26 protein-coding genes and 5 pseudogenes are annotated in these 23,670 nt (G+C 59.1%); 16 read left to right on the forward strand and 15 right to left on the reverse strand.

The genetic code is table 11. From position 1 onward, the window contains the following. The first annotated feature begins 916 nt into the window (after positions 1–916). From MLPF_RS15435 to MLPF_RS02070, 4 genes are all read left to right on the forward strand, one after another. Positions 917–1,090 (forward strand): alpha/beta hydrolase family protein, encoded by a 174-nt coding sequence (locus MLPF_RS15435; protein WP_236685208.1) that lies wholly within the window; start codon positions 917–919, stop codon positions 1,088–1,090. A 69-nt stretch (positions 1,091–1,159) separates the two neighbouring features. Beyond that, the gene (locus MLPF_RS02060) at positions 1,160–2,554 is read left to right on the forward strand and encodes a cystathionine beta-synthase (RefSeq protein WP_045843797.1); all 1,395 of its coding nucleotides are present in this window, start codon (positions 1,160–1,162) and stop codon (positions 2,552–2,554) included. A gap of 151 nt (positions 2,555–2,705) precedes the next feature. After that, a complete protein-coding gene (locus tag MLPF_RS02065) occupies positions 2,706–3,395 on the forward strand; it encodes an RDD family protein (RefSeq protein WP_045843796.1) in 690 nt (229 codons plus the stop codon). A gap of 82 nt (positions 3,396–3,477) precedes the next feature. After that, complete coding sequence (locus MLPF_RS02070; protein ID WP_045843795.1) at positions 3,478–4,659, forward strand: cystathionine gamma-synthase; 1,182 nt, start codon at positions 3,478–3,480, stop codon at positions 4,657–4,659. 50 nt (positions 4,660–4,709) lie between these two features. On the opposite strand, the gene greA is transcribed toward MLPF_RS02070, so the two are convergent. After that, the gene (gene greA / locus MLPF_RS02075) at positions 4,710–5,204 is read right to left on the reverse strand and encodes a transcription elongation factor GreA (RefSeq protein WP_045843794.1); all 495 of its coding nucleotides are present in this window, start codon (positions 5,202–5,204) and stop codon (positions 4,710–4,712) included. 224 nt (positions 5,205–5,428) lie between these two features. Then, positions 5,429–5,863 (reverse strand): DUF4307 domain-containing protein, encoded by a 435-nt coding sequence (locus tag MLPF_RS02080; RefSeq protein WP_045843802.1) that lies wholly within the window; start codon positions 5,861–5,863, stop codon positions 5,429–5,431. Positions 5,864–5,962: 99 nt separating this feature from the next. Here MLPF_RS02080 and mca point away from each other — a divergent pair, with 99 nt between their 5' ends. The 3 genes from mca (at position 5,963) to MLPF_RS15440 (ending at position 7,686) form a co-directional block, all read left to right on the forward strand. After that, positions 5,963–6,835 (forward strand): mycothiol conjugate amidase Mca, encoded by an 873-nt coding sequence (gene mca / locus MLPF_RS02085; protein WP_045843793.1) that lies wholly within the window; start codon positions 5,963–5,965, stop codon positions 6,833–6,835. Beyond that, positions 6,832–7,137 (forward strand): hypothetical protein, encoded by a 306-nt coding sequence (locus tag MLPF_RS02090; protein WP_045843792.1) that lies wholly within the window; start codon positions 6,832–6,834, stop codon positions 7,135–7,137. Before mca ends, MLPF_RS02090 begins: the two co-directional genes overlap by 4 nt. A 216-nt stretch (positions 7,138–7,353) precedes the next feature. Continuing rightward, positions 7,354–7,686, forward strand: coding sequence for a DUF255 domain-containing protein (locus MLPF_RS15440; protein WP_050039344.1), 333 nt, complete (start codon positions 7,354–7,356; stop codon positions 7,684–7,686). 831 nt (positions 7,687–8,517) lie between these two features. Here the strand turns inward: MLPF_RS15440 and MLPF_RS16850 are convergent. Continuing rightward, positions 8,518–8,601 (reverse strand): annotated as a pseudogene (locus tag MLPF_RS16850) (hypothetical protein); the annotation flags it as partial. Between the two features lie 107 nt (positions 8,602–8,708). On the opposite strand from MLPF_RS16850, the gene MLPF_RS15445 reads away from it, so the two are divergent. Continuing rightward, positions 8,709–8,834 (forward strand): hypothetical protein, encoded by a 126-nt coding sequence (locus MLPF_RS15445; protein ID WP_282435823.1) that lies wholly within the window; start codon positions 8,709–8,711, stop codon positions 8,832–8,834. A 79-nt stretch (positions 8,835–8,913) separates the two neighbouring features. After that, entirely contained in the window at positions 8,914–9,075 is a 162-nt protein-coding gene (locus MLPF_RS02105; RefSeq protein WP_237817233.1) for a hypothetical protein, read from the forward strand. Positions 9,076–9,816: 741 nt separating this feature from the next. On the opposite strand, the gene MLPF_RS02110 is transcribed toward MLPF_RS02105, so the two are convergent. The 4 genes from MLPF_RS02110 to MLPF_RS02125 form a co-directional block, all read right to left on the reverse strand. Then, entirely contained in the window at positions 9,817–10,026 is a 210-nt protein-coding gene (locus tag MLPF_RS02110) for a DUF7937 domain-containing protein (protein ID WP_050038856.1), read from the reverse strand. Between the two features lie 30 nt (positions 10,027–10,056). Continuing rightward, entirely contained in the window at positions 10,057–10,251 is a 195-nt protein-coding gene (locus MLPF_RS02115; RefSeq protein WP_156146930.1) for a hypothetical protein, read from the reverse strand. A 156-nt stretch (positions 10,252–10,407) separates the two neighbouring features. Continuing rightward, positions 10,408–10,794: a DUF7937 domain-containing protein gene (locus MLPF_RS02120; RefSeq protein ID WP_156146931.1), complete on the reverse strand. Its 387-nt coding sequence runs from the start codon at positions 10,792–10,794 to the stop codon at positions 10,408–10,410. Continuing rightward, the gene (locus tag MLPF_RS02125) at positions 10,760–11,110 is read right to left on the reverse strand and encodes a hypothetical protein (RefSeq protein WP_050038858.1); all 351 of its coding nucleotides are present in this window, start codon (positions 11,108–11,110) and stop codon (positions 10,760–10,762) included. The genes MLPF_RS02120 and MLPF_RS02125 overlap by 35 nt, the downstream gene beginning before the upstream one ends. Positions 11,111–11,426: 316 nt before the next feature. On the opposite strand from MLPF_RS02125, the gene MLPF_RS02130 reads away from it, so the two are divergent. Continuing rightward, positions 11,427–11,627 (forward strand): hypothetical protein, encoded by a 201-nt coding sequence (locus MLPF_RS02130; RefSeq protein ID WP_050038859.1) that lies wholly within the window; start codon positions 11,427–11,429, stop codon positions 11,625–11,627. Further along, positions 11,602–12,084, forward strand: a complete 483-nt coding sequence (locus tag MLPF_RS02135; RefSeq protein ID WP_050038860.1) for a hypothetical protein — start codon at positions 11,602–11,604, stop codon at positions 12,082–12,084. The genes MLPF_RS02130 and MLPF_RS02135 overlap by 26 nt, the downstream gene beginning before the upstream one ends. 103 nt (positions 12,085–12,187) lie before the next feature. Here the strand turns inward: MLPF_RS02135 and MLPF_RS02140 are convergent, their stop codons facing one another. After that, complete coding sequence (locus MLPF_RS02140; protein WP_237817234.1) at positions 12,188–12,331, reverse strand: hypothetical protein; 144 nt, start codon at positions 12,329–12,331, stop codon at positions 12,188–12,190. 28 nt (positions 12,332–12,359) lie between these two features. On the opposite strand from MLPF_RS02140, the gene MLPF_RS02145 reads away from it, so the two are divergent. From MLPF_RS02145 to MLPF_RS02160, 4 genes and pseudogenes are all read left to right on the forward strand, one after another. Further along, positions 12,360–12,728, forward strand: a complete 369-nt coding sequence (locus MLPF_RS02145; RefSeq protein ID WP_237817235.1) for a hypothetical protein — start codon at positions 12,360–12,362, stop codon at positions 12,726–12,728. A 1,533-nt stretch (positions 12,729–14,261) separates the two neighbouring features. Beyond that, positions 14,262–14,846: pseudogene (locus MLPF_RS16050) on the forward strand (glycosyltransferase family protein). 796 nt (positions 14,847–15,642) lie between these two features. After that, positions 15,643–15,858: a hypothetical protein gene (locus MLPF_RS02155; RefSeq protein WP_236684825.1), complete on the forward strand. Its 216-nt coding sequence runs from the start codon at positions 15,643–15,645 to the stop codon at positions 15,856–15,858. 164 nt (positions 15,859–16,022) lie between these two features. Then, positions 16,023–16,331 carry a class I SAM-dependent methyltransferase gene (locus MLPF_RS02160; protein WP_236684826.1) on the forward strand — a complete coding sequence of 103 codons (309 nt, stop codon included), beginning with the start codon at positions 16,023–16,025 and terminating at the stop codon, positions 16,329–16,331. 28 nt (positions 16,332–16,359) lie between these two features. Here the strand turns inward: MLPF_RS02160 and MLPF_RS16055 are convergent. The 3 genes and pseudogenes from MLPF_RS16055 to MLPF_RS02190 all read right to left on the reverse strand — a co-directional run. After that, positions 16,360–18,261, reverse strand: a pseudogene (locus tag MLPF_RS16055) (AAA family ATPase); the annotation flags it as partial. A gap of 44 nt (positions 18,262–18,305) precedes the next feature. Further along, positions 18,306–19,194, reverse strand: a pseudogene (gene pssA / locus MLPF_RS02185) (CDP-diacylglycerol--serine O-phosphatidyltransferase). Continuing rightward, positions 19,194–19,925, reverse strand: a complete 732-nt coding sequence (locus MLPF_RS02190; protein WP_045842400.1) for a phosphatidylserine decarboxylase — start codon at positions 19,923–19,925, stop codon at positions 19,194–19,196. Before MLPF_RS02190 ends, pssA begins: the two are co-directional and overlap by 1 nt. Before the next feature lie 172 nt (positions 19,926–20,097). Between MLPF_RS02190 and MLPF_RS15450 the strand changes: the two genes are divergently transcribed. Further along, on the forward strand, positions 20,098–20,229 hold the full coding sequence (locus MLPF_RS15450; protein WP_272946060.1) for a hypothetical protein: 132 nt from the start codon (positions 20,098–20,100) through the stop codon (positions 20,227–20,229). Between the two features lie 261 nt (positions 20,230–20,490). Here the strand turns inward: MLPF_RS15450 and MLPF_RS02195 are convergent, their stop codons facing one another. The 4 genes and pseudogenes from MLPF_RS02195 to MLPF_RS02210 form a co-directional block, all read right to left on the reverse strand. Then, positions 20,491–20,769: a MoeA family protein gene (locus MLPF_RS02195; protein ID WP_237755932.1), complete on the reverse strand. Its 279-nt coding sequence runs from the start codon at positions 20,767–20,769 to the stop codon at positions 20,491–20,493. A 56-nt stretch (positions 20,770–20,825) separates the two neighbouring features. Then, complete coding sequence (locus tag MLPF_RS02200; protein WP_237817236.1) at positions 20,826–21,212, reverse strand: MoeA family protein; 387 nt, start codon at positions 21,210–21,212, stop codon at positions 20,826–20,828. Positions 21,213–21,245: 33 nt separating this feature from the next. Beyond that, a pseudogene (locus tag MLPF_RS02205) lies at positions 21,246–22,075 on the reverse strand (SDR family NAD(P)-dependent oxidoreductase). Between the two features lie 99 nt (positions 22,076–22,174). Continuing rightward, complete coding sequence (locus tag MLPF_RS02210) at positions 22,175–23,242, reverse strand: alpha/beta hydrolase (RefSeq protein WP_045842401.1); 1,068 nt, start codon at positions 23,240–23,242, stop codon at positions 22,175–22,177. Positions 23,243–23,670 lie beyond the last annotated feature (428 nt).

Here is a 23,670-nt window from a genome sequence, read left to right on the forward strand (position 1 = left end):
AAAGGCCTAGTGAAGTGCCGACATGACCGCACCTAGCAAGGTATCCAGCTCACCTGGCCATGCCATCCGCCAGTATGAGAGGTAGTCCAGGCAAGTAAAGTTCAGGCCTATAGATTCGCGGTCAGCGACGGTTCTTCTTCAGCCCCGGCGTCGCTGCTCAAGTTGCCACGCCGGTGTCGCTACTGAAGATCCGGCTAACTTTGGCGGTCGGCAGCTACATTACTAGCGTGCCGTGCCCGTGGGGCCTAATCGATGTAACTTCCAGCGCTTCTATTCCCTAGGTCCGTGAACCATTCGGGTACAGGTGAGTTTACCCAATACGTCAGCTCAGTTGGTGCGAGCGTCTGGAGGACTAACCGTGGACGGCACACGGCGGGTTATTATCTACTCGCACGGCGATGCGTTCTTGGCTGGTGGAGCAAACCTCACATGGCAAGCTCGTCGAGACGTTGCCAAACTCTGCTGACTTGGCGGTTTTTGTGGTCAACTATCGGCTACTACATAAGCACTCGATCGAGATGGTTCTCGAGGACTGTTACGGCCTGTTACGGCGACGCTTACCGGTGGTTGCGGTTGCGCAGATACAACGGCGGGAAGATTGTTCTGGCTGGGGATTCCACCGGTGGATATCTTGCCGCTTCGCTCTTGCGCAGCGGTTGTAGGAGGAAGGCGAGTAGCTAGCAGCGTTTGTGGCTATCTCGCCACTGTTGCAGATAGCAAAGGACTTGCAAACAGGGGGCTTACCAACATTAAGAGTTCCCGGCAAGGTCATTAACGCACCTGTAGTATTGGTTGCTAGGGTTGCTGCGCAGCGCAAAATCGACAGCAAGCCAGAAGAGATCTAGATTGATTGAGACCCTGGAACACATCAGACCCGGCCTGCCGTAGACATTAGATTCACGTTTCTGGATTTGAGGTGTTGTATATTGCACAATCGGCCGCCAACCGACTGGAAGCGGTTGGTTTGTCGGCCGAGGTACGGGTTTGGCCTGACCAGGTCCACGACTTTCAGCTGTCCGCGCTGTTGGCACCAGAGGTGGTTTGTTCGCTGCGCCAGATTGGCGGATACATCCGCGAGACAGGCGGATAACGGATCGGGGTGGCTCGCCATTGCCCGAGTGGTTGTCGGTGGCAAGAATTCGCCTGAGACGATGAACACATGCGGATTGCGCAGCACATCAGTGACCTCATCGGCGGCACGCCACTGGTCCGCCTGAATTCCGTCGTACCGGCTGGTGCCGGAGTCGTAGCGGCAAAGGTCGAATATTTCAACTCCGGGGGCAGCTCCAAGGACCGGATCGCGGCTAAAATGATCGATGCGGCAGAAGCTAGTGGTCAGCTGAGGTCGGGCGGCACCATTGTGGAACCTACGTCGGGCAACACCGGTGTTGGTCTGGCTTTGGTCGCCCAACATCGCGGGTATAAGTGTGTGTTTGTCTGTCCCGACAAAGTCAGCGAGGACAAACGGAATGTATTGCTGGCCTACGGCGCCGAGGTAGTCGTGTGTCCGACGGCCGTGCCGCCCGACGACCCGGACAGCTACTACAGCGTTTCCGACCGGTTGGTCGCCAAGATCGACGGTGCCTGGAAACCCGACCAGTACGCCAACCCAGCAGGACCGGCCAGCCATTACGAGACCACTGGCCCAGAGATTTGGGCCGACACTGACGGCAAGGTAACCCATTTTGTCGCCGGCATTGGTACCGGCGGGACAATCACCGGAGTGGGCCGCTACCTCAAGGAGGTGTCCGGCGGATTGGTACGTATCATCGGTGCTGACCCGGAAGGGTCAGTGTATTCGGGCGGTACCGGCCGGCCATATCTGGTCGAGGGGGTGGGCGAGGACTTCTGGCCGGCGGCGTACGACCCGATGGTGCCCGATCAGATCATCGCGGTGTCTGACTCCGACTCGTTCAATATGACCAGGCGGTTAGCCCGCGAAGAAGCGATGCTGGTCGGCGGGTCGTGCGGCATGGCGGTCGTGGCTGCTCTGCAAGTGGCCGAGGAAGCCGGGCCGGATGCGCTGGTCGTGGTCTTGCTGCCGGACGGCGGCCGTGGCTACATGTCCAAGATCTTCAACGACGCCTGGATGTCGTCGTATGGGTTCCTGCGTAGCCGCCTGGACGGGTCTACCGAGCAGCCCATGGTGGGTGATGTGTTGCGCCGGAAGTCGGGCGCGTTGCCCGACTTGGTACACACCCATCCGTCGGAGACGGTGCGCGACGCCATTGGCATTCTGCGTGAGTACGCGGTATCCCAGATCCCGGTTGTCGGCGCTGAGCCGCCGGTGATGGCGGGCGAAGTGGTCGGCAGCGTCTCCGAACGGGAACTACTTTCGGCCGTGTTTGAAGGTCGTGCCAGCTTGGCCGACGCCGTCTCGGAGCACATGGGCCCGCCGCTACGGCTAATCGGCGCCGGTGAATTGGTCAGTCTGGCCGGCGCGGCTTTACGCGACTCCGACGCGCTGATGGTGGTGGAAAAGGGTAAACTGATCGGGGTTATAACGCGATACGACCTGTTGGGTTTTCTCTCGGAGGGCGCGCCGCGACGTTAACGGGATAATTGAGCCGCAAATTTAGTTCGGCTACAAACCAACTAACGGCAACTATTCGATACGCCGAAGCCCATGCCCGTTCGCTGCGCGAACTCTTTCTCAGGTAAGATGATGCGGTCTAGTTCAACTCCTCCGCCGTGGAAGGTTGCCCATGACCGATCAACCGCCGCCGAGCGGGTTTAACCCGACACCTGCTCCGTCCCCGCTTGGGTCATCCGGTGGGGATGAGCCTTCGCCCGCCCCGTCTGGGCCGGGAGCTGCCTACCCGCCGCCTCCTCCGCCACCCGTAGGTGGTTCTTACCCGCCTCCTCCGCCGTCCACCGGCGGGTACGCGCCACCTCCACCTGGACCGGCTATCCGCGCACTGCCCAAGGGGGCCTACACATTCTGGGTCATCCGGATGCTGGCCTATGTCATCGACAATATCCCAGCCACGGTCGTGCTCGGGACCGGCATGTCGATTCAGACGATCACGAAGCAAGAGGCGTGTGTCACCGATATTGCGCAATACAACGTCAACCAGTACTGTGCCACTCAGCCTACCGGAATCGGCATGTTGGCTTTCTGGTTCGCCTGGCTGGTGACGATGGCCTACCTGGTCTGGAACTATGGCTACCGCCAGGGCGCCACCGGATCCAGTATCGGCAAGACGGTAATGAAGTTCAAGGTGGTTAGCGAGACTACTGGCCAGCCAATCGGTTTCGGTATGTCGGTGGTGCGCCAGCTCGCGCACTTCATCGACGCAGTCATCTGTTGCATCGGGTTCTTGTTCCCGCTGTGGGACTCCAAACGGCAAACCCTGGCGGACAAGATCATGACGACGGTGTGTCTGCCGATCTGACACAGCGCTGGCCACTTGGCAGGCTAGCCGGCGTGCCCCCCAACCGCTGAACGCAGCAGTCATCTCTTTAGGCTAATCGTCGATGAGCGAAGATCACCAGGAACACCACGGCATTACCGGACTAGCTACCAAAGTCGTCCATGCTGGCTATCGCCCGGATCCGGCAACAGGGGCAGTGAATGTCCCGATCTATGCCAGCAGCACGTTTGCCCAAGACAGCCCCGGTGAGTTGCGTGACGGATTCGGGTACGCACGTACCGGCAACCCCGTTCGCGCCGCGTTGGAGGCATCCCTGGCCACGATCGAAGAGGGCGCTTTCGCGCGGGCCTTCAGTTCCGGAATGGCTGCCAGCGACTGTGCTTTGCGGGTTATGCTGCGGCCGGGGGACCACGTAATTATACCGGATGATGCTTACGGCGGCACCTTCCGGTTGATAGACAAGGTCTTTACTCAATGGAACGTCGACTACACGCCGGTACCGCTGTCCGATTTAGAAGCGGTCCGCGCCGCGGTCACATCACGGACCCGGCTGATATGGGTGGAAACACCTACCAATCCGCTGCTGTCCATCGCAGATATCACCGACATCGGCGAATTAGGCAAAAAGAACTTAGTAAAGGTTTTGGTGGACAACACTTTTGCGTCACCCGCGCTGCAACAGCCGCTGACGCTGGGGGCAGACGTCGTGTTACACTCCACCACCAAGTACATTGGTGGCCACTCCGATGTGGTGGGCGGCGTGCTAGTCACCAACGACGAAGAGCTGGACCAGGCTTTCGGCTTCCTGCAGAACGGAGCCGGTGCGGTGCCGAGTCCATTCGACGCGTACCTAACAATGCGTGGCTTGAAGACTTTAGTGCTGCGGATGCAGCGACACAACGAAAATGCCATTAAAGTAGCGGAATTCCTGGCTGAGCACCCGTCGGTGAGTGCTGTGTTGTATCCGGGCTTGCCCAGCCATCCCGGACATGAGGTCGCTGCACGGCAGATGAGCGGTTTCGGTGGCATGGTTTCGTTGCGGATGCGAGCCGGCCGACCAGCTGCCCAGGATCTGTGCGCCCGCACCGAGGTGTTTACTTTGGCTGAATCCTTGGGTGGAGTGGAGTCGCTGATTGAGCACCCCAGTGCCATGACGCACGCGTCGGCGACCGGGTCGCAGTTGGAAGTACCCGACGACCTGGTGCGGCTTTCGGTCGGCATTGAAGACATCGGCGACCTGTTGTGCGACCTTGAGCAGGCGCTAAACCAACTGCGCCGACTGTGAATCTGATGACGCGAAACCGGCTGTCGCGGGATTCACACTTGCGGTAATTATTACGAGTGGTACGGCTCAGCGCTAACTAACGTGACCTGAACGGTGTTGCCGTTGGGCACGGTGTAGCTGCGCGTCTCACCCACTTTGGCGTCGATCAAGGCGCCTCCCAATGGTGAATTTGGCGAGTACACCTCGAGCTTGCCCTCGTTAACACCCTCCTGGCGGGTGGCTATAAGAAATGTCTCGGTGTCGGACTTGTCGTCATTGTAGTAAACTTTTACCACCGAACCAGGCAGCGCCACGCCGGACTGCTTGGGTGCTTCGCCGACCTTCGCGTTGTTGAGTAGGTCTTGCAGCTGGCGAATGCGGGCTTCCTGTTGGCCCTGTTCCTCGCGGGCAGCGTGATATCCGCCATTCTCGCGCAGGTCACCCTCTTCGCGGCGGTCGTTGATTTCCGCGGCGATAACCGGACGATTCGCGATCAACTGGTCGAGTTCGGCCTTGAGTCGGTCATGTGATTCCTGGGTCAACCAGGTCACCTGAGTATCCGTCATATCGTCGCGCTCCTTGTGTTCTCGGCTTCGCGTATCCGCTTAAGTATTTGATTCCCCCGTTGCCCAGGGGCGTATCCGGGTCACCCCGTGTAGCTGCTGCTACGTTTCACTCAATGGTTACCAATGCAGCAATTAGTACACGGTCCCAACAGGAACCGTGTACTAACTCATGCTACCACCGCGAAAACAGCTGGTGACGTCGCCCGTTAGCATTTGTCGTTCAGTCAGGCTGCGCGCAGGTAGCCCGGTACATCGGTTCCGCAGCCATAGACATCAGCCATAACTGGTGTTTGGGCGGATTTCACTGTCGTAACCACCTGAACCGTGGTCGCCTCTGATGGCGCGACTAGCACTTCACGTCTACCTGTCTCGCTGCCGTCTTTGGCCCGAACCCGCACAATGCAATCCACTGGATGTGACGGGTCAGAGCGCGTCACGCTTATCGTCACCGACGCCGTTTCGTCGTCGAGAATGCGGTAGCTGGCCAGCGAGCCCGCCACGTCGCTGGTGCCGAGCCGTTGGTAACCGATGACAGCGATGCCAGTGCTGGCAGCAACAGCTAACACGGCCAGCGCGATGACGCCACGGCGCCGTGACCTGCTGGGCAGTCGGGGACGTCCGTACCGGGTATTGGGAAGTGGGGTGAAAACTTGGTTCATGAGTGGCTTGGCGGCGGTCGCACCCTGGCCAACAGGATGCATGATCGAGCAGTGGAATTATAGGCTCAGGAGTCAACCGGCGAACGGACAAGGGGGCCTGTGAGCGAACTGCGGTTGATGGCGGTACACGCCCACCCCGACGATGAGTCCAGCAAGGGCGCTGCCACTCTCGCACGCTACGCCGACGAGGGCCATCGAGTGCTGGTGGTGACGTTAACTGGAGGTGAACGCGGCGAAATTCTTAACCCGGCGATGGACCTGCCTGATGTGCATGGACATATTGCCGAAATCCGCCGCGACGAGATGGCGAAGGCAGCTGAGATCCTCGGTGTAGAGCACACTTGGCTGGGCTTCATCGATTCCGGTCTACCCAAAGGTGACCCGCCACCCCCGCTGCCTGACGACTGCTTTGCGTTGGTGCCGCTGGAAGTGTGCACCGAGGCGTTGGTGCGGGTGGTTCGCGAGTTTCGTCCGCACGTGTTGACCACTTACGATGAGAATGGTGGCTACCCGCATCCCGACCACATTCGCTGTCACCAGGTCTCGGTTGATGCCTACGAGGCCGCCTGCGACTATCGGCGTTTTCCGGATGCTGGCAAGCCCTGGACGGTATCCAAGCTGTACTACAACCACGGCTTCTTGCGGGCTCGGATGCAGCTGCTGCACGACGAATTTGCCAAGCATGGTCAAGCCGGCCCATTCGACAAGTGGCTGGCGCAGTGGGACCCCGCGCACGACCCGTTTGAGTCCCGGGTGACGACGCGGGTCGAGTGTTCGACGTATTTCAACCAGCGCGACGAGGCTTTGCGGGCACACGCCACCCAGATCGACCCCAAAGCCGAATTTTTCGTCGCGCCAATCTCCTGGCAACAACGGCTATGGCCGACCGAGGAATTCGAGTTGGCTCGCTCGCGGGTTCCCATCCAGCTGCCAGAGCACGATTTGTTCGCTGGAATTGAGGCGGCCGGGTGAGCCATAATTTTCTCACAGTGGTTGCTGATGGCGAATTGCAGTACCAAGGGCCCGATTTTGGCAAGGCGAGCCCGATGGGCCTGCTGGTTATCGTGCTGCTGTTAGTCGCCACGTTGTTGCTGTTGTGGTCAATGAATCGACAACTTAAAAAGATCCCCACATCATTCGACCCTGAGCCCCCCGAGCTGGACCAGGCCACCGCCGACGTCACCGAACTGGGGGGCGATGTTGGTGAAGAGCCCTCCGATGCCGATCGCAACAGACCCGCGCCACCACCGGAACCCGACAATAACCCCAGCTGATTTGTCGCGGATAAATACCCTGGTTCTGGCGGCCAGCGCGTATTTGTGCCGGCATGCCGACAACCTGGCGCGTTGGCCACAGCAGATGCCACGGGCACTAACCGGATATGGCTGCGCTTTATGTGCCGATCCTGTTGTCCGTCGGCTACGCCAAAATCATCATTGGTTTCACACCATGGCTCACGAATCGTTCGAGGACGACGAAGTGATCCCGCGATGCACGCAAGATTCATCTGTGTCAAAGTCGACTACAAGGAACTGCCCAGCATCGACGCAATCTGCATGAACGTCAACATCACGCTCACTAGACAGGGTCGGCTAGCCGATGACGTGGATTCTGATGCCCTGTTGCCTACCGTTTGTCTGCGGCACTTACTATCCGAAAGTTGCTTCGTGCAAATTCTTTCGGTTATTTCTGACGCTTGGCAGGACTTATGCGCCAACCTCGAGGAGGAATCCGGCCACATCCACATCGACGGGGAGTTGCGTTCGATGGCCTGGAGGCATCTACGACGAACTCGACGACGGGTGTGTTCGGTAAAGCGTTGACGACGACTGGGTGATGCTACATCTCGAGAAGATACTGCTATATGACAACGCGTTACTATAATGTTTTAGTGTTTACTGTGTATGTCTGCGCCTTGTGTCCGTCGCGACGAAGACCGGTTAACTCGCCGGGTCACTGCGCAGTCCGCCCGTTTAATGGTCGATGCGTGAATGTGCACTTCATCGCTGGATGCTGACGCCGACGTCGTGGGGGTTCGACCTATGTCTGGACGCCAGCACAGCTAACCGAGGTGCTCGACGACGAGGACGGCCGTTGGTCCTGGGCCGTTTTCACCGTCATCGGGTCCTGCCCCCCGAACGCGAGGCGGCGGGTCTGGCTTGATGCCGTAGGCAGCGGAAAACTCTGCGTACCACACCCGACCGAGGTAGTTTCAGCCCAACGGACAGCTTCGCTACCACTAGGTCGGACACACCGAAACTGCCGAAATCGACATGTCCACCGCAGCAGTCATTGTCGATTTGGGTGCCGGGTGAGCAGGCATAGCCGTGCCCGACCACCAGCTGGTCCACCGGAGGCGGTTTGCCCAGACGTGTTTGTTGTGGCCGGTCGATAACCGCCTTGAGCGAGGTCAGTGTGGCATTGCAAAAACCCGGGTTAGCGTGTGAGGTAGGCGGGACTGCGCTACAGCATTGCCAAACTTGCACCTGGTCGACGGCCGACTGCGGTGAGCCAGCCTGGGCAGATTGGTCGGCAAACAGCACCACGATCCTTGAAGACCATGCGATGTTGGTCAACGGACTGCTGGCACTATGTAAGTTGACTTTCGATAAAGCCTGATAGCTACGGCAATTGACCCGCTTGACATCGCGTTGTAGTATTTTGCTGATCCAGCGTATCCCGGCCTTAGTGGTAGCGTAGTTCGTCTGACCGCGGTTGCCCACAATGCCGACTATCGACAACGTCGAAAAGCTTGATGTTGTGACTTAGCCGATCCGCAGGATGGTTGATGCCGTCGGGGCATGGTAGATTACCAAGGCGCTGTTGGCCGCTGCGCACCTGGCCTATGGCTCGCGCCGAGCGCTATTTGCTAGCCATGGAAAATACGCTGAGTGCGAATTCGGTGCTGCTGGCGCGTGCATCACGCTCGGCCGCGCACTGGCTGGCTGTGGTCGAATCCGCGGTGCGCTGACCGCTGCAGATTGCGGGTCGCCCTGTAACCCGTCGCAGTCGTTTCTGCTGTTCGATGTGCGCCGGGCGGAGCGATCGTTGTGGGCGGTGAGACGAACTCGTCAACGTTGCTCGTCAGTAGGAACCAGGTGGCCGCTGCCGATGCCTGGGGTTGGTTGCAACAGTTTGCCGATGTGGCGTTCGGGCTGAGGTTGCTGGGTAACTGTCATGCCCAGTGTGACACAGAGCAGCTCGGTTGTTAACGCCGGATTCGAGGTGGACACTTAGCGGCGGAAGTAGACGTTGCCGGTCTGGGCGCCACTGTCGGTGTTGAAGTTTAGTGCCGAGTCGGGCGCATAGGCCCTAGCGACGCTGTCGTGGGTGTACTGCCGGTTGTGTCGAGATCAACGTTAGTGTGTTTTGGTGGGTGAGTTGTGATTGTGATCGGTGTAGTGCCGGTCAACTCACCAAGACCGGCACTACACCGATCACAATCACAACTCACCCACCAAAACCACCGCGACACCCACCACCTCGCAACCCACCCACAACAGGACGCACACATAAACTACACTTCGGCGCCACCAATCCGAACTCGCATGCCACCGAGCAGCCACATGCCTTAGCGTCAGGCTAGTTCACGTCGTCCGACGGCCGGTAGATTTTCGGCGCCTCGACATGTGTTTGGTGCGTGGTGGAGTATTGGTTTGGTGAATCTCGTAAGATCTGAGGTGACTGAATTGGGTGCGGGTTGTTGCTGCAGCGGACGCCGGCACAGTAGTCTCCAGGATACGGCGTTACTGCCGTCGCAGACGTTGGTCAGTAATATGACCTGTGATGACGGTCGCGACAAGGACGCCGAGGGCTAGCCAACATAACACCACCATGCTGGTGATTTGGTGGCCGAAGTTGTTGCCGTAGACGGGATTATGACATTCGCTGCCACCTGGCGGTGTTTGGAACCGTGGTTCCAAACACGATGTTCACGGCAACCCGAGAAATGCTCATGTGACGAGAAGTCCGCACAGTGACGAGATCAGCCTTGCAGAGACCGAGGTGTTGGCTAGGTTGACGTGAAGCCAGATCGCGAGGATCACGGTGGTCAAATCGAACGCGGCCAGCGTCCTGGTGTCGTAGCGCGATAAGAGAAAATTCAAGCTCACTGCGACCGCGATGTCGGTGATCTTCATCAACACCGATCCCAAGCACCACACCCCGATTAGCAAATAAGCTTTTTCTGGTAGTCATCCGCCAGGGGCTTTCGTCTTCTGGTGCGGCGCCGAGGTAGCTGTGCAGTGCGAAAAGTGTTGAGGGTGCGCTCGGGTTCGAGCCGCCGCTGTCCCTGCCAAATAACCCTCGTATTCGATACCCGCCGTAGAGGTGTTCTGCCCAATGCCGTGGAACGCGTCGACGTAGCGCCCGATGGGCGGGCTCCACATTAAAGATCCCACCGCCAGCGTGGAAATCCCGAAGCCCGGTAGTCGCGAGTTGGGACGCCTTGATGCCGCGAAGCATCCAGCTGGCCTGCGACGAGGACAACGAACGGCTAGTGCCACCAGGCCTTACACCACTGCTGTCGCAATAATCGCGATGTTTTATTTGGCCAAGTCAGACGAACCGCTTGAGTGCAACGCGTACCTCACCCGCCAACATGTGTTGAAAATGATGCTAAGCGATGCACCGATCATCGCCGCGTAGCTGATGATCTGAGTGGACTCGATCCACCTTCGGTGTCCGTCATCGTCTAGGGCTGGGTCGGTGATTACCGGTTGTGTGCTTAACAGTGCGTCGGTGGCCCTCAACCAGGTCCCGGTCCCGACACCGCTAGGTACGTGTACGATGCCACCGGATCGGATCGCTTCGAACTCGTCGAAGACGACGAAGCCGAGCACTGACAGCAGGTGGGGGGACGTTGAGTAATAGACTAAGCCGGCGGCCAGGGCAAGCTTAAACCGAGCTCCCGACAACCTCCACGGGCTCACATAGGGTTACGGTGAGAGAACCGAGAGAAAGCAGGTTACCGCCCCCAGGAGCCCAAAACGGTATTTTGCTGGCGGGTATGCCAACACCGAAATAGAGGTTCCACGGGATGAACTGGGTAGTAAAGACCAAAATAGCGGCGACCAAGTCGTGGAGGTGGTTCCGCCGCTGAGTTGGCTGACCGGCCGTGTGCTGGGTCCGAGCAGGCACGTCCTGACGTGGTATCCGGTCCGAAGATGGCGGCGTCTGGCGTGCCTGCACGGTGTCGGCCTGCCGCTCGATCAGGCCGGTAGGCGTCTCGTCGCTGCTTTGGCTCACGATGCCCCTCGGGAATCACGGACGATTACTACTGATGCTAGTTTGGTTGTGTGGTGAGTGGCCACACCTATTCTGTCGACTGTACCGTTCACGTGCGAAAATATTCCTAGTTCGGACGTTGTGGCAGCGGCTGAGAACAGGAAATCCTGCCAAGGCACGCAGTCCCGCAGCGAACGTTCCCCATTGGGAAACCTGGTTATGCTGCACTGTGGGTGAATTTGGTCGCTTGAGTGACTGATCCTGCCTACTGCATCGCGGTGCAGTGATGCTTGGACATTGCTGCTTACGAGGTGGCCAGGACGAATGGAGGGCCGCGATGGACGTCGTTTTGGGGGTTGCGGTCGCAGGCCGGGTAGCCCGATTGGCGCTTGTCGGTTCGGGTGATGTGCTTGACCAATCCATCGTTGACCTGGCTGACAACCCTATCGAGAAATTGACCGAGACCGTAGTCGGCACGAATCAGCTGTTGGCCCCATGCGAGCCACCGGCTGGTGGCCACGCTGCTGTGCTGGACTGATCAGCCCAAAGCCGATCAGCTGCGGCAGGTATTAGAAGATGCCAGCATCTGGGACGTCGCTATCCTGTCCGAGTCGGAGGCAGCGACGGCGTTGATGCCGGCGCGTCCCGGTGCGGTGCTGTTGGTAGGCGATGAGACGGCGACACTGTGGGTGTGGGGTTTGGTGGCCGAAGATCAGGACGCGCCACCGACTCTGCTGGCCGCCCAGCTGCTGGTGGGCGCCGATGTCAGCGCCACGTTGGACACAATAGTGTTTCGGCTCAGCGACCAGCTCGACGCTCCGACCGAGGTCTCTCTGGTGGGTGTCTCTGCTGACCTTACTGCGGTTTTTCACCAGGTAGACGACGCGTCGACCATGCGGGGAGAGATTACCGACGATCCCACGCTTGCGTGTGGCATAGCGTTGGCCATCGCGCCCGCGACAATGGCCCAGCTGGCGCTGGCGGCCGGGGAGTAACCACGATTGTACCCGCGGCCGAATTCGCGTACGCGGTTGGTGAGGAGTCGCAGCTGGCGTACTCGATGGCTGGCGATAACAAGCTGCTGCCGGTCGATATGGATTAATGTGACGACGAATACGTCGATGCTGAAACCGAGGTCGGCGCGCTGCGGCTGAGCAAACGGTCGTTACTGATCAGCAATGCTGTCGTCGCATCGGCGGTCATCGGGTTTGCTTCGTTGGCTGTCGCGGTGGTCATAGCCATCCGGCCGGCCGCGAGTCAAGTCCCTGTGGTGGGCCGCCAGAACGCGGCCCCGGGAAAGGTTGTGCCGCTATTGCCGACGCAGCAGCAGGCGCCGGTGCCACCGCCTGATCAGCCCAACACCGGATTCCGAGGCGGCACCATTCCGGCTGTCGGGAGCTTGGTTCCTCAGCCAGCAACGTCACTCGGCGTGGGAGAGACGCCGGCTACCCCTAATACAAGCACCCGGAGCTCCGGCTCACTCGAACGTTCCGCGCCCTGTCCCGGTGCCGGTCATCGTTCCGTTCCCAGGCTGGTGGCCGCAGCTTCCAGTGCCGACGGCCTACACAACCCCCATCGACACAACGCCGATAACACCGCCGGCTCCGGCCACACTCACGACGCCGCGAGAAGACTTTAGTACGCTGACGACTCAGGCGCTAATAGGGCCAACAACACAGGTGCCGTTGCCAACAAACGAAACGACTGAGTCGTCGACGTACACACAAATGCAGGAGACTGTTGCCTCGCAGCCGGAGAGCCCGCCGGAGTCGCATGACCCCAGCGGGCCATCATTTCGGGTTCTAATCGAGGGTTCGGGTTTCCCGACAGAGTGGCGGTGTCGGACAGCGCGCATAGCGATCGTGCTTAGCACGATTGCCTAACTCCTCTTCGCGCCGCAGAGCGGCGCGCTCGGCAGCGTATGGCGGTAGGTTTGCAGACACGTCTTTAACAAGCGCAAAGACTTTAGTCTCGTCGCAAATGCCGGGTGCTCGGGAGGGAGCGGCACTTCGACGTGGTGCTAGACGTCGTCCTGGTTATGAGATATCCACGTGGAGGCAGGACTCGACATAATGCTCACCCCTCACCCTGCAGTTAGGTGCAGGGTTCGAACTGGCGAGTCTACCTAGTATCTCACCACACCAGTTTCCCAACATACGTGGGCGAAATGCGGGTAGCTGCTCTCGCTTGCTGGTCGTTGCGGATCGAGGCGATGAGGGCCTCGCGGTTCCATAGGACCACATAGGCGATGCCGATCGACGATCGGGTCCGGTCTGCATGAACGACGGGCCCGGAGTTAGTTAAGTAAAGGCTGGTGGCTGCGGGGACCGTGCAGTGGTATCGTCAAACGCCAGCCCGGCGCAGGACCGCTGCGAGATAGGGGAATCTGCTCACATTCGGCCGTCTCGACGTTGCCCGCTCGCGGTGCGGCCGCCAGGGTATCGATTGCGCTTCTCACCTATTCTTACGCTCTGACTGAGGCCCTTTGCTCATACAGTTCAGCTGATTTTTGGCACCAAAATGCTACGTCGACAACGTGTTGTCAAAGTGGAGGTTAGATCGCAAGCGAAGTGGCTGTGCTGATTGCCCACATCTACGAATCTACGAGTTGGTGGGTATGCTCCTCGGTGTGAGGCTATCGCGGTTCTTCTACGGACAGACTCGGTCCCGTTGGCAGGTCCTTAGTGTGGTGTCGGAGAAGACGCTAAGTGTGCTCCGAACTGTCCGGCAGTCCACCGATGCTCTAACAAAGCGTGCAACGCATCGCCAACGCGCTGGTCGATGACGGTCCGGCAGGGCTACGATTGCATTCCCAACCATCGTACTTCTTAGCTTCTGGTGCTGACCATTTCCGGGTCGGCGAATGCTGGATATGATTACTACATCTTGCTGGCGCCAGGCCAGGCACTCCCCGAGGGCGTCGCACCTAGCGACACAGCAGTGGCCCGCACTGTGTCGAGGCGCTTGAATCGCCGAGGTCCGACGGCAGTAGGCGGAGCACCGCATATTATGCATACACGAAGGACGCCCCGGAGCGGTGTAAAAATGGACGTTGCATGCTTCCGATGTGATGATGCGACGACTCGACAGCACCGCTACATCTATGTCGATGTGTGCTCTATCGGCGAACACGTCGGACAGATGCGGTGAATCGGGGCTATGGTCGGATGCCATGTTTGACGATGTGGTGACTGGAGTGCTGCCGTGTCTCGACGTAGAGGAGTGGTGCTGGTGGCGATCCCCGCCGGCTATCGCGTGCCGGTTGTCGACAATAATAGCACTGATGACACTGCCGGGATTGCTGATCGTCGTGGCGTTCAGGTGGTTGCCGAACCGCGGCCCGGATATGGCTCAGCGGTGTATGTGGAAGTGGTTGCCGCGTTGACTCCCATCGTGGCGGTAATTGATGCCAGCGGCTCGATGGATGGCCGGTACTTCCCCTGGCCTCCTTAAGGCCTATGTGGAAACTGTGGACGAGCGGGTGGCTGCGCACCCGTGTCTGCCGCCTGCCGGTGCATGACGTCGACACCGATGCGTGTCGCACGGCGGGGAGGCTTTATATGAATCTGGGTGTCGCCGATAGGACGGTCGGGGTATCAGCCTGGAACTGCTTGTTTGCGCCGCGGTTTCCGCGGTTGGCGGGTAGTCGAGCTCGACGTCAGCTACAATCCCAGGACGGGCGATAAATACAAGGCCAGCGGTTCGCTGCGGGGCAGTATTACACGCAATCGTGGACTTGTGGAAAGTGATTTCATAAGCGGCTTGCTAGTGTCCTGTTGTGATCTGTAGGTAGTGGTCAGTCCCGCCCGGTCAGCACCATCCGATTAACCACGCCAGGTGTCGTCGCGTTGGCTGGGGTGTTGTTGATTTTGGGCTTGGTTTTGGTGTGGTTATGCGGCGAGGATCGATGGGTTTTGGTACGTGAGAATCGGCAGGGCTGGTTCGATAGGTCGGTGTGGTGTTGATCTCCTGTGGCGTGGCACTGCCAGGCTGCATGTGCTACTGGAGTCTTTATCCATCGTGACGCTGGTCAGTGGACTCTCAACGTTTGGCTTCTCGGTTCCCGATCGGTCCGGCTGACCACTACGCTGTGCTCTCGGCGCTACACTGTCTCGATGCGTTCAAGAGGCAGTGGACTCCGTCACTGCGATGGTCAAATTTTGGTTGTCCTAGTAGGCAACCGGTTGTGTGGACTGGTTTCCCACAGGTTGCGTTAGGCATAGATCTGCATGTACGTAGTGAAACGTAGATTTGGGAAATACATTTCGCCGAAACCAATGACGTCGATCGACGATTTTCATCGCGTACCGACTTCAAAACATAAAAGTGGTCAACACAAGCACTCAACCTCAAGATACTCGGATTGACGATCGTGATGCTTAAACCACGTACACGACACTCCGAAAAGACTAGCATAAACTGCAGTTTCGATGCATGACCCCCATGGTTGTGTTCTTTAATGGCCTCGTTCGAGGTGCAGTAGTTTTAGATTGAGTGGTAAATTCGGTGAATAGACCCGGCCGTCCACTTCGGTGCTGCCTAGTTTGGCTAAGATGATTTCCGACAGTGGGATCGGTGAGGTCGTGATAACTTCGCGGGCCCTCGACGAATACCGGGCGATGTTCGCGCTGTCTGCTATCGATCTGAACGCCGAGATTTTGGACTGTCCCGGTGGCGCATTTAGCGCCACGGCTGAAATCAACGCGGCAGGTGGTCGTTCGATGGGCGTCGGCCCTTTTATGGTCGCCACCTTTCGATCGCAGCACTAGCGTCGTTTATCCAAGCCGAAACCGACCGTGGAAACGCTTACGTCCGCGACCATCCTGACGAGTATCGGTGGACCTTCTTCGGCAGCCCGGAGCATCACCATCAGTCACAAAGCCAGGCAGGTTGACTATTCGTTCGCGATTACTGCGCTAACCCGGGTAGCTATGTGGAAGCCGCACTGCCTCAACTGCCGTTTCCCACGCATGCTTTCGACCTTGTACTTAGCTCGCACTTGCTCTTCACCTATGCCAACCGATTCTCGCCGGATTTTCACCACCAAGCCATCAACGAACTTATGCGTGTCACTCGAATAGAGTGGAGAATTTTCCCGCTGGTGGTGATGGGGTCGGTCCGATACGGTCTCGACGACCTGCTGGCCAGGCTGCGCGTCGACGGGGTTCATGGTGAAGTTGTTGCCGTTGACTACGAATTCCAAGCGGGTGGGCAACCAAATGCTCGTCTGTTCTCGTCTTGAAGGGGTGACCGGCTAGGCTTGAAGGGTCCTATGCGAACGTCCGCAGCTTCGACACTTGGGTTGGGGTATTCAGCGAGAAACGCGCGGTTTTGCGAGCTTTATCCAGATTGGCGACCGTCACATTGGTAGCGTCAATACAACGCCGCGCATCGCGGTGATCGCGGTCTCTACGCAGCAGTCCACATAGTGGGTGACACGGTAGTCGTCGAGTTCGGTGGTCACGTTGGCGAGGTCGACCTCGGCGCTCAGCGGTATAGATTTTCCCTGCGGTGCACAGGATTTCGCGACCTGCGGCAGCGTCGGGGTGCCAACGCGTCGATCTCATCGAGGAACATCAGCGACGGCACAGAGTCGTGGACCCGCCGGAACAATTCCCCGACCGTTTTTCGAGCTGCTGACCCACTTGTCCATCAGCTCCGAGCCTGTGACGGCCCGCACGCTCAACTGCCCGGTGCTGGCTAACGCGGCGGACCACCAAGGTTTTGCCGCAGTCCGGCGGCCCGTAAAGTAGCACGTCGTGTGGCGGGTCGACGTTCAGCCTGGTGAAGTTGTCGGAATGCTGCAATGACCACAGCACTGCTTCGGTCAGTGTCTGTTTGGCATCGGCCATGTCACCGACCTCGTCGAGCGTTACGGTTCTAACTGCTAGCTCATGATTGGCTGAGCGGGACAGGGACCGGGATCGCCCTGAGCGCCCTGGCCAGATCGTACCTGGTCCAGTTTGGGGAGTGGTTGTCCATCGGTGCTGCCTCGCCACGCAGCTTTGTGGACCAGTGCGGCTAGGTCGGCAACGACAAAACCCATTGTACGGAGACGAATCTCGTCGAGATTGCGCTCGCCGGCGACCGCCGAATCTAGTAGTGTTTCCAGGAGTGCTCTCCGGGTAGGGACACCGGGTAGCGCCCAGCTTAGCTCGGAGTCGCGCAGAAGTGTATTGAGCTGGTCGGGGTGCGTTGAGGTGGCAATCAACGCCACATTGCCGTTGGTAACCGCAGTGCGCAGCTCGGCGAAGATGCGGGCAGCAACTGGCTAGCAGCTGGCCGGCGGCAGTGCGTAGTCATTAAGTGATAAGCGGCACGCTGCCACCGTAACGCACCTCGTTAGCCGCGCAGGCTACGGTTTTGAGTCGGTATTCGGCGATCACAGCGTGTGCCGACCCCCGGACCATCGGGCTCGATCAGCCTACGGCGAACGTACACCGCGCGGATCAGTGTCGCTTTGCCGACACCGGTCCGACTAGACGCCAGCACACCCTGTCCCGCGGCCGGCACCCAAGGTTTTCAGCAGGTGCGGCTCGTCGAGGGCAAGCTTGGGCCATTCGGTGAGCTTGCTGACCTGCCACCTGCACGCTCTTGAGAGATCGTCGGCTCCTATTGTTGGGCTCGTAACCGCTGCTCCAGCGCTATACGGTCCACTGGTATCCCGAGTGATCAGTAAGTTCGGCTGCACGCTGACCAGTCCGTCGTGGTCCACACCGGTGACGGTGAGCAGGTCAGAAGTCTAAGTTGATGCCGACCCCAGACGTCAGCGCGCGGGCGTCGGCTGACGTTGATGTACCTAGGCTCAGGTTGCTGGGCAGCAGTGGCACTGCGTCGTCGCCGGTCGTTACTTTGCCCAGTAAGTTAGCACGGGGTGACCGACGGAACCAATTGGGTAGTCAGCGATGAGCCGCGCAGCGTGACCGATCGCGCGCCGTAAACGGTGACCGCGCTGACGATCACCGAGGTGCCCTTCGCGCAGCTCGACGTTGGATAGCGTCACCTTGCCGAGCAACACGGTGCCGAATGGGGTGTCTTGGCCGGCTAACACCACTGTGGTCCGTGACTCAGCCAGCGATACCGCCTACTGTTTCTAGGATGCCAAGGACAGCAATGGCATTCGTGTGTAAACGGATGACGCCGCGGTGGGAGTTGACGACGGAGGTGTTGAGCGTAAGTTGCGGGTTGGAGTCCTGCGACGCTCAACCAGGTCAGATCATATAAACCGCCGTCCCGGTCTCCGCAATCCCGACCGCATCATCGATCGGCTGCCTGGCTTACGCAAGCCGAGTCGAGGAACCGCATGGCGGTTCGGACACGCCCAGCGCGCCGCGCCGTTGCTTGAGTTTGTCATCCCACACCTCAGGGTGCGTAGCAAGCCAGCGCTGGTTGCGAATCGCGAACGGAATGTGGCATAGGTAGGTGAGGATGATCACCCAGATCAACAGGTACGGTGTCAGCACTACAGCCGCCGCGAAGATCGCCAGCGTCGCCACGAATACGGCAGTGTAGTGCGGCGGCGCGGACACGGTGTGCATCTTTTTCATCGGGATTCGACTTACCAATAACATCGATGTCCCCGTCACCCAGACCCAGAGGAACCAGGTGGATGTCCACCAGCCAGCACCGAACTGCAACTTCAGGGCTAGCAGACCGATCAGCGAAACTGCACCCGCCGGAGCCGGCATCCCGACGAAGAATTCACGCGCGTAGGCGGGTTGGGGCCCGTCGTCGAGCAGAGCGTTGAACCTCGCCAACCGCAACACAACGCACACCGGGTACACTAGTATCGCTATCCAACCGGCAGTCGTTGTGGACAACATTGTCGCGTAGAGCACCACCGCGGGTGCCACCCCGAAGTTCACTGCATCGGCTAGCGAGTCGATTTCTTCGCCCATCCGAGACGCAGCATCCAGGATACGCGCGACCCAGCCATCCAGTCCGTCGAGGATGGCGGCCGCAGCGATTAGTGCTATCGCAGCTTTCGGCTGGTGCTCCAGGGCAAACCTGATGGAGGTCAACCCCGCGCAGATAGACAAAACCGTCATCGAGCTGGGCAGGATCTGCAGGTGTACTGTTCGCCTGTGCCGGGGCTTGCTGGTCATCATGTCAGGTCGGCCAGCACGGTCTCGCCAGCGACTGCACGCTGTCCCACCTGGACGACCGGCTCGGTACCTGGTGGCATATAAGTGTCCAGCCGGGAGCCAAACCGGATCAGTCCGTAAGTGTCACCGATCCTTAGCTTGTCACCGATATGCGCGTCGCACACGATTCGGCGGGCCAGTAGGCCTGCGATCTGTACCACTACTACCTCAGTACCGCCGGCTGTACGGATTCGTACGCTGGTGCGTTCGTTTTCGGTACTCGCCGAGGCCAGATCAGCTAATCCAAAGCGGCCCGGCTGGTGCTGCACGGCGATCACCTCGCCGCTTATCGGGGCACGCTGCACGTGCACGTCCAATAGCGACAAGAAAATACTAACCCTCGGCAGCGACAAGTTGCCCATGCTGAGTTCGGCAGGTGGCGCGGCAGAGTCGATTGCGCAGATAACGCCATCGGCGGGGGCGACGACGACATCGGTGCGGGTGGGTGGCACCCGTGAGGGATGACGGAAGAACACTGCGCAGGCACTGGCAGCCAGCAACCCCACCCGGCGTAGCCAGCGCAAATCACGTCCGGTTACGGCCTGCCCCACCGCCCCGGCCGAGGTCATCGCCAGGCCAGCGGAGATAAACGGGTGTCCGGCAGTGTGAACCGGCGGAATGGCGGAACACACCAACTCCAGTAGGTGATCAGGGCCTTCCTTCGAGGATTCGGCTCGGGGGCATCTTGCCACCCGGTCATCTTACGGATCCAGCATTGCCCGGCCATCGTTACCTGAGATCCCAGGCTTGCAGTTTAGTCCCGGTTGACACCTCTACCACGTTATTTGGTCTGTTCAGCAGACCGTTGGCTGATGCCCCAGTCATGGCAAGTGGTGGGGTGCTGGTGGGCCGTAACTGGTAACGGTGTCTACTCCGCTTAACCTCATCGGCGGCGGGATGGAACAGCTCACGTCGGAACTGCTGCGGGGTGAACTTACCGCCTTAGTAAGCTATCGCGGGCTGGTGTGGGTCGCTGCGGATTCGGTAGGCGCATAGCCATGCGTAGCGCGGTACGGATGAATACCTCAAACGACACCAGTGCGCTGACCGGGTTGCCCGGCAGCGTGACCGATCGGTGTACCACTCATCCGGGGCCGATGCTCGGCTGCATCGTTACCTTGACGAATTCGACTGTGTGGTTTTGTTTGATTCGATGGTTTTGGCCTTAGTGTTATGCCTAGGTAGCCGTCTCGGCCTAACGTCTCTTCGACGACTGCGTAGGTGTCGGTGCTGACTCCTCCGCTGGTGATGATCAGGTCAACCTGATGTTGCAGTGCAGGCGTAGCAGTCCAGGATCGTGCTGAACTGTGCGACTTCATCTCGGGTTTTGAAGGAGGCGACTAAGGTCGGGCCAGCGTCGCGAACAGCCCCGGCCAGCATGATCAAGTTCGATTCATAGATCTGTACCGGTTGTAGTGGAGTGCCCGGCGACACCAGCTCGGACCCGGTGGAGGTCATCAGCATCCGCTGTTGCGGGATCACGTTGAGTTTGGTCATACTCCGCGTTGCGGCCGAACTAAGCACGGCCGGTGTCAATCAGTTAACCTACCTAAAGTAGGGTGCTGCCGAGGGCAACGTCTTCGCTCGCCGGTCTAATACACTTGTCGATCCGGGCGGTCTGGCTGGATCAATACCGACTGTCGTCCGCCGTCGATGTTTTCGACCGGCACATGGCCGTTGCCTCCGCTGGGTATTGGCGCTCCGGTCGTGATCCAATGTGCGGTACCGGGCTGCAACGTCAATTGATCGGTGCGTCCGGAAGAAAAGTCCTCGGCGACCGGCAGGGGGACAGGGTGTTCGAGTGTTGTACACCGAGGTGTCTTCGGCGTGCACCGCATAGGGCCATCCATGGCCGAGTTGTCGAAAACCGGCAGTGAAAGATGCGCGACCACGCCGTCAGCCAGGGCCCGTCCCAAGGTCTCAGTAAGCGGAACTACGACCGCCGAGCGGGCACAGATGTTATGTCCGCTACGCGACAATACTGATGATCTTTAATTGACCGTCCTCGGTCATCATAGGCCCTGCAATGAGGTGTGCGGATCGGGCGTTAGAGGCGAATATGTGACATCGGTTAGTTCCTTGGAGATGGCACAGAGTCGGTGTTGCCAATTCTCTGTTGTGCTACTCTGTACCCGCTGAGGTGAGTTCCAGGGTGACTGTGTGGCTCGGCGAAACCAAAGCGGGTTACGTGGCATGGTTTTCGAATCAGACCGGGCCGCCAGCCAGTGTTGTAGCTGTTAGGTGAACAGCAGGTTGGCCAGCTAGGTTTGGTCATAGGCAAAGACCCGGTTGTAGCGACGTCACCATTGCAGATCGTCGAAGTGGATCGCGGCCCGTGGTCGGTTCCTGAGGTTCCTCACGGTCACTACCCGCGGATCGCGCACCGGCAGTAATTGGTCGAACATCAGTCCGGTGAGCGCGAAATGACCAAGATGGATTGGTGCTTAACTTATTTGCATTTCGAAACTATCCGCTGCGACATTCTTCGGTGTCCATCACCACATCACCCCGGCGTTGTTGATAAGCAAGTCGATACGCGGGTAGGGTCGGATGGGATGGTGTATCCGTGGCGACCCGCAACAAGTCCAATGAGCCCAGGGCGAGTTCTTGCAGTGTGACGTCGGCGTGCGGGCAGTCGACAAAGATGCGTGTCAGCGCGGCATTGTCTTTTGTGGAATCGTGCACCGCTAACACTACGTGCACCCCGCGATCGACCGAGCATGCAGGCTGTGTAATACCCTATGTCGGTGTCGGTATAGGTGATGACAACGATGCAGCCGCTTTGATCCGGGATATCGGCCTCTGACCATTTGCGGTTCTGGGCGTCGAGGTCCTTGGACACAACATATTCACCAGAATCGAGTGTTGCAGGGTTGTTGGCCGGATACGGGTACGGCGGTCAGCACCATCCGTATCCGTCTCAGGCCTGTCTCTAGAAGTTTTAGCTAGCGGCTTCGCGGATATACTGGCCGATCTGGCGCAAAGACAGGATGGCCTCGGGCACCATCGGCGCGGCGGCCTGGAAGACGTGCACCTGGCCTGGCCACACGCGGATCTCGGCCGGCACCCCTGCGGCTGCCAGTTTCGTCGCGGCCAACTGTGCGTCGTGTAGCAGCACCTCGGATCCGGACACGTGAATCAGGGTCCGTGGCAGACCCGGTGCTATGTGGTCCAGCGGCTCGTAGAGCTCTTCGGGCTGGTCGTCGACTTTGTTCTTCGCGGCAGAGCTAGCAACCAACTTTCCAAGCGCTTCGAACGCTTTCGGCGGGAACATTGCGTCAGTCTTGGCGTTGGGGTGTGCCTGCTTATCTCTTTTGGTCAACTGCAGCAGTGGTGAAATTGCCACCAACGCCGCTGGTTCCTCACCCACTTCCTGCAGTCGCTGGGCAAGCGCCAGTGCAAGGTACCCGCCGGCGGAATCACCCGCCAGTACGATCTGCTTCGGGTCGTAACCCAACTGTCGCAGCCACTGGTAGCCATCGTGACAATCATCGAGCGCCATCCCGATTGAGTGTTTAGGCAGCAGCCGATAGTTGACCACCAGAATTGGGGAGTCAGCCAACTTCGAGAGTGTTTCGACGAGTCGACGGTGCGAGTTCGCCCCACATCCCAGAAACGCGCCACCATGCAGGTAGAGAACTATCCGTCCGCTGCCATCAGCGGGACGTACTCCAGCTGCGCGGACCAGCTGCGCTGACGTGTTAGATAGGTTCACTTCGGCCCGAGCCGCGTTCGTGACCGGGAGTAGCACACGGGCAGCATGGTCGATCAACCCGAATGGCCACGGCAGCTGCGGGACGTAGCTGCCGATCGCCAGAATTGGCCGGATTGTCAGCCGTGACGTCAGCGAAGCTAATCGTGCAGCAATACTTGGGCCCGACTCAACAACCTCAACTGGAGCGCCGGCGCTGATGGCAAATCCTTGCGCCCCACGTCTGTGCGCCTTCAGCGCATCGCACGGACGCATAGCAACCCTGGGTGAGCCAGATAGCTTACTGAGCGTAGTCATGCTTTACTTCCGACGTCGTGATGACCCGGTACGGCGTGTGACGAATTTGCAAAAGCTCCAGATTTTCTGATCCAATTTATTGGAAATCCCCCTAGTAGGACAGCCAAACTCTCCACAGAGGCCTTCGCAGCCGCACTAGAACTAGTTTTGCGTCCGAATGCAAGCACCCGTGAGATACACCCGCAACACCCCCTCCCGGGCACGAATCCAGCGTGTCAGCGACACGATGCCGGCAAACAATACCAGCCGTCCAATACCCGTTCGCTAACAGTTAATAATCCAAATCTATCGAGCTGCGTAGTTATGCTGCAGGTGGGCGGAATTTGATTTTAGTGCCGCTTGCGCCGGCCACCACTTGGAGATTGCTGTGTGCTAGTTCCGGTATCCGATGGGAACGAGTACCGCTGCGTGGTTACTGGCCGGCTAGA

The organism is Mycobacterium lepromatosis, from assembly GCF_000975265.2.
In the GTDB taxonomy this organism is placed as follows: Bacteria; Actinomycetota; Actinomycetes; order Mycobacteriales; family Mycobacteriaceae; genus Mycobacterium; species Mycobacterium lepromatosis.

Excerpts from the sequence above, each read along its gene's own strand:
- greA (WP_045843794.1), bottom strand. The coding sequence starts at position 5,204 with ATGACGGATACTCAGGTGACCTGGTTGACCCAGGAATCACATGACCGA.
- MLPF_RS02130 (WP_050038859.1), top strand. The coding sequence starts at position 11,427 with ATGGACGTCGTTTTGGGGGTTGCGGTCGCAGGCCGGGTAGCCCGATTG.
- MLPF_RS02060 (WP_045843797.1), top strand. The coding sequence starts at position 1,160 with ATGCGGATTGCGCAGCACATCAGTGACCTCATCGGCGGCACGCCACTG.
- MLPF_RS02065 (WP_045843796.1), top strand. The coding sequence starts at position 2,706 with ATGACCGATCAACCGCCGCCGAGCGGGTTTAACCCGACACCTGCTCCG.
- MLPF_RS02115 (WP_156146930.1), bottom strand. The coding sequence starts at position 10,251 with ATGTGGAGCCCGCCCATCGGGCGCTACGTCGACGCGTTCCACGGCATT.
- MLPF_RS02140 (WP_237817234.1), bottom strand. The coding sequence starts at position 12,331 with ATGGCTATGACCACCGCGACAGCCAACGAAGCAAACCCGATGACCGCC.
- MLPF_RS02070 (WP_045843795.1), top strand. The coding sequence starts at position 3,478 with ATGAGCGAAGATCACCAGGAACACCACGGCATTACCGGACTAGCTACC.
- MLPF_RS15440 (WP_050039344.1), top strand. The coding sequence starts at position 7,354 with ATGCACGCAAGATTCATCTGTGTCAAAGTCGACTACAAGGAACTGCCC.
- MLPF_RS02155 (WP_236684825.1), top strand. The coding sequence starts at position 15,643 with ATGATTTCCGACAGTGGGATCGGTGAGGTCGTGATAACTTCGCGGGCC.
- MLPF_RS02210 (WP_045842401.1), bottom strand. The coding sequence starts at position 23,242 with ATGACTACGCTCAGTAAGCTATCTGGCTCACCCAGGGTTGCTATGCGT.
- MLPF_RS15445 (WP_282435823.1), top strand. The coding sequence starts at position 8,709 with ATGGCTCGCGCCGAGCGCTATTTGCTAGCCATGGAAAATACGCTGAGT.
- MLPF_RS02080 (WP_045843802.1), bottom strand. The coding sequence starts at position 5,863 with ATGAACCAAGTTTTCACCCCACTTCCCAATACCCGGTACGGACGTCCC.